Origin of the sequence: Corynebacterium sp. HMSC034B08, from assembly GCF_001835805.1 — a bacterium.
In the GTDB taxonomy this organism is placed as follows: Bacteria; Actinomycetota; Actinomycetes; order Mycobacteriales; family Mycobacteriaceae; genus Corynebacterium; species Corynebacterium coyleae.
The window spans coordinates 17,150-27,765 of record NZ_KV825947.1 but is presented as its reverse complement, the minus strand read 5'-3'; the positions used below and the strand labels follow the sequence as shown (position 1 = coordinate 27,765).

The 10,616-nt window shown below is 62.2% G+C and carries 11 protein-coding genes and 1 pseudogene; 8 read left to right on the top strand and 4 right to left on the bottom strand.

The window, feature by feature from the left end; genetic code table 11:
• Both HMPREF2656_RS13290 and HMPREF2656_RS04890 read right to left on the bottom strand, forming a co-directional pair.
• A pseudogene (locus HMPREF2656_RS13290) lies at window positions 1–264 on the bottom strand (AbgT family transporter); the annotation flags it as partial.
• A gap of 51 nt (window positions 265–315) precedes the next feature.
• The gene (locus tag HMPREF2656_RS04890; protein ID WP_083319443.1) at window positions 316–1,899 is read right to left on the bottom strand and encodes an LCP family protein; all 1,584 of its coding nucleotides are present in this window, start codon (window positions 1,897–1,899) and stop codon (window positions 316–318) included.
• Between the two features lie 68 nt (window positions 1,900–1,967).
• Here HMPREF2656_RS04890 and HMPREF2656_RS04885 point away from each other — a divergent pair, with 68 nt between their 5' ends.
• From HMPREF2656_RS04885 to HMPREF2656_RS04875, 3 genes are all read left to right on the top strand, one after another.
• On the top strand, window positions 1,968–2,924 hold the full coding sequence (locus HMPREF2656_RS04885) for a glycosyltransferase family 2 protein (protein WP_070422891.1): 957 nt from the start codon (window positions 1,968–1,970) through the stop codon (window positions 2,922–2,924).
• A gap of 82 nt (window positions 2,925–3,006) precedes the next feature.
• Entirely contained in the window at window positions 3,007–4,068 is a 1,062-nt protein-coding gene (locus tag HMPREF2656_RS04880) for a mannose-1-phosphate guanylyltransferase (RefSeq protein ID WP_070422892.1), read from the top strand.
• A 335-nt stretch (window positions 4,069–4,403) separates the two neighbouring features.
• Window positions 4,404–4,652, top strand: coding sequence for a WhiB family transcriptional regulator (locus tag HMPREF2656_RS04875; protein ID WP_180952331.1), 249 nt, complete (start codon window positions 4,404–4,406; stop codon window positions 4,650–4,652).
• 26 nt (window positions 4,653–4,678) lie between these two features.
• Here the strand turns inward: HMPREF2656_RS04875 and HMPREF2656_RS04870 are convergent, their stop codons facing one another.
• Entirely contained in the window at window positions 4,679–5,167 is a 489-nt protein-coding gene (locus tag HMPREF2656_RS04870; protein WP_070422848.1) for a metallopeptidase family protein, read from the bottom strand.
• A gap of 92 nt (window positions 5,168–5,259) precedes the next feature.
• On the opposite strand from HMPREF2656_RS04870, the gene HMPREF2656_RS04865 reads away from it, so the two are divergent.
• The 3 genes from HMPREF2656_RS04865 to manA all read left to right on the top strand — a co-directional run bounded on the left by HMPREF2656_RS04865 (window position 5,260) and on the right by manA (window position 8,437).
• Entirely contained in the window at window positions 5,260–5,733 is a 474-nt protein-coding gene (locus tag HMPREF2656_RS04865; protein WP_083279486.1) for a DUF3499 domain-containing protein, read from the top strand.
• Window positions 5,734–5,789: 56 nt separating this feature from the next.
• On the top strand, window positions 5,790–7,160 hold the full coding sequence (locus HMPREF2656_RS04860; RefSeq protein ID WP_070614832.1) for a phosphomannomutase/phosphoglucomutase: 1,371 nt from the start codon (window positions 5,790–5,792) through the stop codon (window positions 7,158–7,160).
• A gap of 83 nt (window positions 7,161–7,243) precedes the next feature.
• Entirely contained in the window at window positions 7,244–8,437 is a 1,194-nt protein-coding gene (manA, locus tag HMPREF2656_RS04855; RefSeq protein WP_070816003.1) for a mannose-6-phosphate isomerase, class I, read from the top strand.
• Window positions 8,438–8,454: 17 nt separating this feature from the next.
• Here manA and HMPREF2656_RS12775 read toward each other — a convergent pair whose 3' ends face one another.
• On the bottom strand, window positions 8,455–9,432 hold the full coding sequence (locus HMPREF2656_RS12775) for a hypothetical protein (RefSeq protein WP_070482357.1): 978 nt from the start codon (window positions 9,430–9,432) through the stop codon (window positions 8,455–8,457).
• 186 nt (window positions 9,433–9,618) lie between these two features.
• Here HMPREF2656_RS12775 and HMPREF2656_RS04845 point away from each other — a divergent pair, with 186 nt between their 5' ends.
• Window positions 9,619–9,972 (top strand): DUF4259 domain-containing protein, encoded by a 354-nt coding sequence (locus HMPREF2656_RS04845; RefSeq protein ID WP_070422853.1) that lies wholly within the window; start codon window positions 9,619–9,621, stop codon window positions 9,970–9,972.
• A 12-nt stretch (window positions 9,973–9,984) separates the two neighbouring features.
• Window positions 9,985–10,590 carry a dTMP kinase gene (locus tag HMPREF2656_RS04840; RefSeq protein WP_070816002.1) on the top strand — a complete coding sequence of 202 codons (606 nt, stop codon included), beginning with the start codon at window positions 9,985–9,987 and terminating at the stop codon, window positions 10,588–10,590.
• The last annotated feature ends 26 nt before the right edge of the window (window positions 10,591–10,616 follow it).

Below are 10,616 nucleotides of genomic sequence, written 5' to 3'. Positions count from 1 at the left end.
CCGATAGCAGACACACATTTTGTCGCTTAACCCCGCGGTGATCAGGAAGAGCAACAGGAAGAGCGTGAACGGTTCCGGAAGTTTGTTACCTACCCGCTCAATAAAAGAGAGGAGCCGGTCTACGGCTCCTCTTGGTGTCTGATCTCGTTCGGTCCCATCGTCCGGTCCCGGGTCGGGAACCGTGCCTGATGTGGCCTCCTGAGGTGCTACCGAAGTGGAGCCCTGGGCGGCGTGGTGGACAGAATGATTCTTTGCAATGTTCATGCAAAGAGGTTTTACCTGTCGCCGATTCGAATTTCAGGCGATTGGGGGATATTAATTCACGCAGCGCGGGCTGTCCTCGCCAGCTGAGAGCTCAGGGGCAGGCTCGTTGGCACCGAAATCCTCACCTGGCGTGCCCACAGGAGCGACCTGTTCCGCCTCGTCAGCATCCATCGCGCCGGGCCCGTTGTAGTCGTCCGCGATGACGGCAATGACCGTGTTCGGCTCCACGCTGGCGTTGGCCACGACGGGCACTCCGCCGAGCAGCTGGGCCAGCTCCTGGGCGGCCGGGTTGTTCTCGTCTGCGGCAAGCACTTGGGTAGCTGTGTAGAGGCCTTCCATGGCGTTGGACACGCTTGTCACCGTCAGGCCGTCGCCGTTGAGTATCTCAGCAACACGCCCAGCCTGTCCGGGGACGCTGCCGGCGTTGAGCATGACTGCTTCGTAGCCGTTGAACGTCTCGCGTGGGGCGCTGGTGGCGGAGTCCGAACCGTCAGAACCCTCAGCGCCGTCCGTGTTGTCCTCCTCAGGCTTAATCGCTTCTGCCATGAACTTCTGCACCTGCGGTAGATCCACGGTGACGATGGACTCGCCATAGTCACCGACACCATTGACGGAGGTCACAGGGATGGTGGTGAAGGTGACGTTGCCACCAGCCAGGCCGGAAAGTTGCTGGGCCAAGCCCACAATGTCCCAACCCTTATCCAGTGTCACGGAGCGTTCCGCTGCGTTAGACAGTTCGCGCAGTTTCGCCGGGTTGGTCAGGGTGCCTGCGGAAAGCATCGACTGTACGAGCGAAGCCATGTAGGCCTGCTGGCGCACGATGCGGTCTAGGTCGCCGCGCGGCAGGTCGTGGCGTTGGCGCACAAACGACAGGGCTTGCGCACCGTCGAGGGTCTGCTCGCCGGCGGGGAACTTCGCGCCGGAGAGTGGCTCGTCCACGGGATTATTCAGGCACACTTTGACGCCGCCGACAGCGTCGGTGAGCAGCACGAAGCCAAGGAGACCGACCTGGGCGAAGTGGTCGACTTCGACACCGGTGAGGTCCGCTACGGCGTCGATCAGTCCCTCTTGTCCTGCGCGAGCAACCTGCTGTTCGAGCGCCGGGCCTTCGCTCATGCCGGATTCGATCAGTTCTTCGCGTTTTGCGGCAGCGTGTGCGCCGTAGACGCCATTGATTTTCAGGTTGCCGTAGTCGTCCGTATGCACATAGGTATCGCGTGGGATGGACACTGCGGTCGCGCGTGAGCCGTCCTCCGGGATGCGGATAACCATGATGGTGTCGGTGTTGATCTCACCGTCCGCGATACCGGCGTTCAGACGGGAAAGTTCCTGCTCACTTAAGGGGTTGCCCTGCGCGTCCGTGCGCGAATCGGAGCCCACCAGCAGGATGTCCATTGCGCCGTCCAGGGCGTTGCCGTCTTTGCCTTTGCTTTGCGACGACACCTTTAAGTCCGACGCGCTCAACTGCCCGCCAAGCCGCCCAACGGCGAAATACCCGACGCCCGACAGGGCGATCGCGGCGGCGGAGACGATGGCAAGCGTGGTTCGCAGTGCGGGGTGGCCAGATTGCGAAACATCCCGCACCCGGGACGGGGCAGGTTTGATATCGCGGGCTTGCCGCCTGGGCTCAGTCACGCCGGGAATTATACGACATTCCCCGGCTCGCCCTGTGCCGTGCGCCGGAATTGGAGGTCATGGTGGGTATGCTGTCCAACATTGTGAAAGACACAGAGCATCATCCTGACGCTCATCAGGCGCCACTCGCGGTGATCACCGTGACGTATTCGCCTGGGGAGCACTTGGCGCAGCTCATCGCCTCCTTGGAGAAGGCGACGACGCGCCCCGTTGTGCTGCTTTGCGCCGACAACGGCTCCAAGGACGGCGTGCCGCAGCAGGCCGCACGCGAGCACGAGCACGTGGAGTTTTTCCCCACTGGTGGAAACATCGGCTACGGGGCTGCGATTAATGCGGCTGCTCGGCAGTTGGGGGATCGTCGAAAAGCAGGTGCGGTGCGCGGCGACTACTTCCTTATTGTGAACCCCGACGTGGAGTTCACCCCGGGGAGCATCGACGAGTTGATCCACTGCGCCGACGACGCGCCGAAGGCTGGCGCCGCCGGGCCCAGGATTGAAGAGGCCGACGGCTCCGCATACCCCAGCGCGCGCGAGGTGCCCAGCCTGGCCATGGGGATCGGGCACGCGCTGCTGTACGACTACTGGCCGTCCAACCCGTTTTCCCGCGCGTACCAAGCCGGGGCGAATATGGAGGTGCAACGCACCGCAGGCTGGCTGTCCGGCGCGTGCCTCCTTGTGCGGTGGGATGCGTTCGACCAGATCGGCGGGTTCGACGAGCGCTACTTCATGTACCTGGAAGACATCGACTTCGGTGACCGTCTTACCCGTGCAGGCTGGGACAATTTGTACTGTCCGAGTTCCGTGATCTTGCACGATCAGGGCCATGTTGCGGACCGACACAGGGGAGTTACGGTGCCTGCGCACCACGCCTCGGCGTATCGGTTCCAGCGCGACCGCCATCCGCATGCGTGGCAAGCTCCCATCCGCTGGGCGTTGTGGCTCGGCCTCCGAGTGAGGGGTGCGCTGCAGTTGGGTAGGGCGAAACCTGCACGCAGGGCTGGCACCGGCCGTGGGGAAGTGAACTGACAACAAGATGAAGGATCTAGCAATGGCTCAGACAGCCTCCACCGAAATCGCCGAGTCTGCTGAAATTGCAGAAATCACAGAAATGGATGCGGTGATTCTTGTCGGCGGGCGTGGCACACGCCTGCGTCCGCTGACTGTCTCTACACCCAAGCCGATGTTGCCGACGGCAGGTTTCCCGTTCTTGGCACATCTGCTTGCCCGCATCCGTGAGGCTGGCATGCGTCACGTGGTGCTGGGGACGTCCTATAAGGCAGAGGTGTTTGAGGAGTACTTCGGCGACGGTTCCGAGTTCGGTCTAGAGATCGAATACGTCGTGGAGGAAGAAGCGCTTGGCACCGGCGGTGGCATCCGCAACGTCTACGAGAAGCTCCGCTACGACAACGTGATGGTCTTCAACGGTGATGTGCTTTCTGGCGCGGACCTGTCGGCGATTGCGCACACGCACGTGGATAAGGACGCGGATGTCACGCTGCACCTGGTGCGGGTGCCGGATCCGCGCGCGTTCGGCTCGGTGCCGACGGATGAGGACGGCAACGTGCTGGCCTTTTTGGAAAAGACCGAGGATCCGCCGACCGACCAGATCAACGCCGGTTGCTACGTGTTTAAGCGTTCGGTGATCGAGCAGATCCCGGCAGGACGTGTGGTTTCCGTAGAGCGCGAAACCTTCCCGGGCCTGCTTGAGCAGGGTGCGAAGGTCGTCGGCCATGTGGATTCGTCGTACTGGCGCGACATGGGCCGCCCGGACGATTTCGTCCAGGGTTCCTCGGATGTGGTGCGCGGCATTGCGTACTCGCCGCTGTTGAAGGGGCGTACGGGCGAATCTGTGGTGGATCCGTCTGCCGGTGTTGCGCACGGCGTGATTCTGATGGGCGGCACAACGGTTGGCCGTGGCTGTGAGATTGGGGCGGGCTCGCGTATCGACGACTCCGTGATCTTCGACGGCGTCACCATCGAGCCTGGCGCAATGGTGCGCAATTCCATCATTGCTGCCGGAGCCACGATTGGAGCGAATGCGCGCTTGGTTGATTGTGTGATCGGTGAAGGCGCCCAGATTGGTGCGCGCTGCGAGCTGCAGGGTGGCATGCGTGTGTGGCCGGGTGTTGTGATCCCAGATTCGGGAGTGCGTTTCTCCCCAGACGCGTAACCGACACGCCAACACGGCCAAATAGTCGCGCTTTTTAGTCCCGACACTACATGTAGTACCCCCGAAGTCCACCCCCATTGCAGCTATACTGTGACAGTTGTGACTGGTGTGAAAGTTGACGTGGGGAATGTCTAAAAAAGGCGCGCTCGGCTCACATTTTGGTTGCGACTATTTAGTGCCTCGGTGTGTAATCACAGAAGTGTTATTTCCGCATCCGCAACCAGCGGGTGCATCACTCTTCGAACGACCACCGAAAAGATCAACTAAGCAACAGGGAAGGTAATGGCGTGGAAAATCAAGCGGACGCCATCCTCCGCGGCGCTGCTGCGGGAGGGATGACCCTCGACGAGTTGTTTGGCACTGTCGAGCAGGAGTGGCAGGACCAGGCGCTGTGTGCGCAGACTGACCCCGAGGCCTTCTTTCCTGAAAAAGGCGGCTCAACTCGTGAGGCCAAACGAATCTGCAAGGCATGCGCAGTGCGCGATGAGTGCCTCGAGTACGCACTCGAGCACGATGAGCGCTTCGGTATTTGGGGTGGGCTGTCCGATCGTGAGCGTCGCCGTCTGAAGAAGCAGATCGGCTAACAACTCCCAAGATCTACAGTGTGGATCTACCAGGGAAAATCGGGATTCACAGTGCGTGGATCCAAATTTAAATAGTTTGCTACCAGCGCGGTGAGCACCCACGTGAGCAACTCTGCACGCTCCTGGGTGGTCACCGCGCGGTGTTCTATCGGCATGCGAAACACGACAAAGCGCGCGCGGGTGGGGTTACCGTGCTGATCCACGCCTGCCTGGAGCACCCGCCCGAGAGGGACCGGGCCGTCGGCGATGATCTCGTCCGGCAAGATCGTCATATCTGCGTGCAGGCGCATGCGTGGAATCGTGTCCACCGCCAGATCCACGCTTGCCAGCTGCTCAAAGTACGCGTTGTGGAGCGGGGCGTAGGCCTCCATGACAAGTGCGTCGAATGCGTCGTTGCGCGAGCGATAGCGGGGCACCCCAACAGGCAGGAGCGGGCCACGGGCACCTCGCCCGTGGCGGTCGCGTGCGGCGCGGACGTGCGAGGGACCGACGCCGGGCCTGGAAGGGGTCTGCATGACGGCAATCCTAAGGTGGAAACAGGCAGGTGTGGAGGGGACGCGCCGCGCCGCAGTACAAAAACCTCAAGAAGGGGTTTAGACTGTCCGCCGTGAATGTCTTCCGTCGTTGTTGTCGCCCGGGTTGCGGCAGGCCCGCTGTGGCCACGCTGATTTACGCGTACGCGGACTCGACGGCAGTGATCGGTCCGCTCGCCCCGGTAGCAGATCCGCATGCGTGGGACTTGTGTGAGCGCCATTCCGCCCACATCACCGCGCCCGTTGGTTGGGAAATGGTCCGTGTAGAGCACGTCGAGTTAGAAGGCGATGAGGATGACGATCCGGAAGCCTCCGACATCACCGCCTTGGCCGAGGCCGTGCGTGAGGCGGGTCGACTGACCACTGGTTTGGTCGATTCTTCGCAGGACCCAATCGAGTACGAGGCCTCGCACGACTTCAACGACCCGGATACCTCGAACCACCCGGTGCATCGCACGAAGCGGGTGGAAGAGCAGATTGCTGCGCATAAGGCGGCGCGCCGTTCGCATTTGCGCATCGTGCCGGATCCTTCGGCTGAGCAGGAATAGCGAAACCACAGCAGCCGGGGAGGGGTCGTGTCGCGGGGCGCACTAAGATGGCCTGCATGGCTATCCAGCACACACGTGAGACTCTGAGCAGCGTTATTAAGGCCTACGACGTTCGAGGCGTTGTCGGCGAGCACATCGACGAGGACTTTGTCCGCACCGCCGGCGCTGCGTTTGCCCACATTCTGCGCGAGGAGGGTGAGACCCGTATCGCTGTCGGCCACGACATGCGTCCGTCGTCGCCGGCGCTGGCCGCGGCGTTCGCCGAGGGAGCTGCCTCCCAGGGGCTTAATGTCACCGACTTGGGGCTGACGTCGACTGACGAGCTCTACTTCGTTGCCGGCTCCCAGCGTTGCGCTGGTGCGATGTTTACCGCCTCGCACAATCCGGCTCAGTACAACGGCATCAAACTCTGCCGCGCGGGCGCGACCCCGGTGTCTACAGATACCGGTTTGTCGGAAATCGGCCGCATGATTCTTGAGGGCGTGCCGGAGTTTGAGGGGGAACGTGGTGTCGTCGAGAAGCAAAATGCGCTCGAGGCATACGCGAAGTATGTGCGTGATCTGGTGCCGGTGCCTACGCGGCGCAAGTTGGTCGTGGCAGTGGATGCCGCAAACGGCATGGCTGGGCTGACGGTTCCGGCGGCGTTGGGGGATATGGATATTCGCTCGCTGTACTTCGAGTTAGACGGTACTTTCCCGAACCATGAGGCGAACCCGCTCGACCCGAAGAATTTGGTTGACCTGCAGAAGTTCACTGTTGAGCAGGGCGCGGACATCGGGTTGGCGTTTGACGGGGATGCGGATCGTTGCTTTGTTGTTGACGAGCGGGGCGAGGCCGTTTCCCCTTCCGCCATCACTGCGCTGATTGCCACGCGCACCCTTGCGGAGAACCCCGGTGCGACGATCATCCACAACCTGATTACCTCGCGTGCAGTGCCGGAGATGATCGACGAATGTGGTGGCACCGCCGTACGCACCCGTGTGGGCCACTCTTACATTAAGGCCAAGATGGCCGAGCACAACGCGCTATTCGGCGGTGAGCACTCCGCGCACTACTACTTTGCTGAGTTCTTCAACGCGGACTCTGGCTTGGTCGCTGCGCTCCACGTTTTGGCGGCGCTGGCAGAGCAGGACAAGCCGCTGAGTGAACTGATGGCGCAGTACGAGCGCTACGTCGCATCTGGTGAGATCAACTCGGAAGTTGCCGACCAGGAAGCGGCGACGAAGCGTGTGGTGGATGCGTTCGCGGATCGTGCGGAATCGGTAGACACCCTCGACGGTGTGACTGTGCAGTTGAAGGACTCCAAGGCGTGGTTCAACGTGCGTGCATCCAACACGGAGCCGCTGCTGCGTCTTAACGCGGAAGCGCCGACCCAGGAAGAGGTCGACGCGCTGGTCAACGAGATTCTTGGCCTGATTCGTTCCTAGGCACCGAATTCTTGTAACTCGAACGGGGAGCGTGGGACTGCTATTTTGGACGTTTGCGCTCACGCAGAACCAAAGGAGGCCACATGGAGCGATTGGATGGGGTACTGCGACCCTACCCATGGGGGTCGCGGACGCTGCTCGCACAGCTGAGGGGGACGCCCTCGCCGAGCGAGAAGCCCGAGGCCGAACTGTGGTTTGGTGCCCACCCTGCCGCCCCAGCGACCATTGATGGACGTGGCCTCGACGAGATCATCGCCGAGGACCCCCAGGCAGCATTGGGCGACCGCGTGATTGCCCATTATGGCGAGCAACTGCCGTTTTTGGTGAAGTTGCTCGCGGCGGATTCCCCGCTGAGTATCCAAGCGCACCCGTCGCGCGAGCAGGCCGTTGCTGGCTTCGAACGGGAAAACGCTGAGGGCATCAGCCTCAACAGCCCGCAGCGCAACTACAAGGACTCGAACCCGAAGCCGGAACTTATCGTCGCGTTGACTACGTTCCGTGCGATGGCGGGGTTCCGCCCTGTGGCGCAGATGACCGAGTTGTTCGAGGCGTTTTCCTCCCCAGCCTGGGACCGTTACGCAGCACTACTGCCAGCGGCCGGCGGTGCAGGAGACATGCGGGTGTTGTTTACTACCCTGGTGTCGTTACCCAAGCCCGCGCTGACGGAGGTGCTCGACGCCGTCGGACATAGTGCCCGCACGATTGCCGATGGAGGCACCGCAGCCCACCCTGCGTGGGTTGTGGAAGCAGCCGAGGTATTCCTTGAACTAGCGCAGCGTTACCCGGGCGACGCTGGTGCGTTTGCGGCTCTGCTGCTCAACATTGTCACCCTCAAGCCGGGTGAGGCGGCGTTCCTCGGCGCAGGTCAACTGCATGCCTACCTCAGCGGTCTCGGCGTGGAGGTCATGGAAAACTCCGACAACGTTCTGCGCGGTGGCCTGACCACCAAGCACGTAGATGTGCCAGAGCTCGTGCGTGTACTCGACTTTTCTTCGTTGGAATCGCCGCGCGCAGACACCGAGGAGGTGGCTGGTGGGAAGCGATTCGTGCTGCCGGTGGAGAGTTTCACCGTGAGCATGCACGAGCTTGATCAGGGCGAGTTGCGTATCGACGAAGATGGCCCCGCAATCGCACTCTGCACCGCGGGCACCGCCACGGACGGGACAATGTCAATCGCCGCTGGGGAGGCTGTGTGGATTCCCGCAAGCGATGGTGCGGTGACCCTGCGGCCTGCAACGGATGGGGAACCCACCCAGGTGTTTGTGGCTACCGTGTAACGCTTCGCGCGATCTGGTCAAGCGCCTCGCGGGGGGCTAAAGCCATCATCCGGCTGGGGGTATCCGGCCACGTCCTCCTTGCCCGGCACACGCGCCCGGGCAGTTGTGGGCGCAGATGCCTGCGACTGCAGTTGAGCCTCCAGCTGGTCTGCAGGAATCGCCTTGTTGTTTTCGGGGTGCTCATCGCGATCGTTCTCACGCGAGGTTGGCTCGGCGGGGGAGGAGCCGGGTGCGGGTTTGCCGTCCTTGATCTTCGGCTCGTTGTCCGCAGATGTGTCGGGGCCGCGCTCGGGCTCGGATGGTGCCGTGGGGACCCCGGAGGTGCCTGCCGAGTCGGTCTCAGTCGGCGTTTGTGCAGACGTGCCAGGCGTGTCCGGTGTGGACGGGTGCGACGCCTCAGGCGTTGGCTGCGGCCTGGACTCCGACGGGGACTCAGGCGTTGTCTCGGGGCGGTTCGGCCGTTCTTCGCTCGTTGTTCCAGACGGGCGGGTTGACTGTGAGGCCGACTGCGGCCCCGATCGCTGTGATTGCGGTGCCTGCTGGGCCGACTGGGCCGACTGGGCCGACTGGGCCGGTGGCGGCACAACGATGTTGGTCGGGCGGTACACCTTGGTCGGCTGCGCCGGATCCGCCTGGCCCACCACTGCGTGCGGTGGCAGGTATGGATCGTTCTGCGCCGCATAGTTCGGGTTGACGTGGTGCGTGCCACCCTGCATGCCGTGTTGTGCGCTGTAGTCCTGGTCTACCGGTGCATCGTTTCCAGTAGTGCGCCCATCTGCAGAGGTTTCTGTTGTCGACGAGTCGGTCGCTGTGCGGGAACTCGACGTGCTTGAGGTTGTCGAGTGCGCGCTGGTGGTGTCTGCGGCCTCGGCGGAAAAGCCTGCGTGGTCCGAAGGTGCGGTGGACGATGACGCCCATACGGTCCAACCGGTCAGGCCAGCAAGCCCGAAGCCTGCAGCAAAAAGAGCAGCGGTACGGCGGTTGGTCGGTTTCACGTCCCCGCTCCTTCCACGGTCGGCGCGCAGCCCTTACATCACGAATTGGTAACAGTATGGTGGTGTAGGAATGTTTATAGCACGTCGTACGGCGAAGGTGTACCCCCATAAGGTGCAAGTGCCGTATATAAAGACGTAATAGATACCGTGTTTGCAGCACTCGATACAGACGGAAGGAGCGTCACAGTGACGACCTGGGACGAGCAGATTTTCACCATTGACACCAATGCAGATTTCCTCGACGAGATCTCTGACCTGGATACCGACGAGATTGTGGAAGCAGTGCGTGACGCCGTGCTCCTCGCCGCAAATGGGGATTCCGCAAGCGAAGATGAGATCCTCAACGGCCAGGCTGCGGCGACGATCGCTGCAATTTGGTCGGGTGCACCTTTTTCTGCCGGTGATGTGGCAGAGGCGTACCCGTTCATCCGTCTGCGCCCGGACGAGATCGACGAGAAGCTCGTCGAGGCTGCTGCTGCGGTGCTGGAAGCAGTGGAGACCGAGGCGGACCTTGAGCAGTTCCTCGAGGCGCTGGCCTAACGGTTTGCGGCCATGATTATTGCGTTTGAAGGTATCGATGGCGCGGGCAAGAACACGCTTGTCACCGCGATCAAGAAGGAACTCAACGCCGACACGCTTGCGTTTCCGCGTTACGAGGACTCCATTCACGCCCAGCTCGCACAAGACGCGCTGCACGGGCGCATGGGGGATGTGACGGATTCCGCGTTTGCGATGGCGACACTGTTCGCACTTGACCGTCATGGGGCGAAGGCGCTTCTCGACGAGTACGTCGACGATCCGTCCCGCGCCCTCATCCTGGACCGCTACGTGGCCTCTAACGCCGCGTACACCACTGCGCGCACCGGTGACGATGCCGCCTTGCGCTGGGTGGAAGACCTGGAGTTTGGGCGTTTGGGGTTGCCGAGGCCGGACTTGCAGGTGCTCGTCGATACGAGCCCTGAGCTTGCGCGGGAACGCGCAGCGAAGCGCGAGACGCAGGACGCAACGCGTGCGCGCGATCGCTACGAACGCGATGGTGGCCTGCAGGCCGCAACGTATGCGATGTACGGACGGCTGGCGGAAATGTCGTGGGGTGGGCCGTGGGTACGCGGCTCGGATCCTGCGGTTATCATTCAGGCAATACGCGACCTGGCATAAGCCTCGTCATTTCAACCCCCATAAAA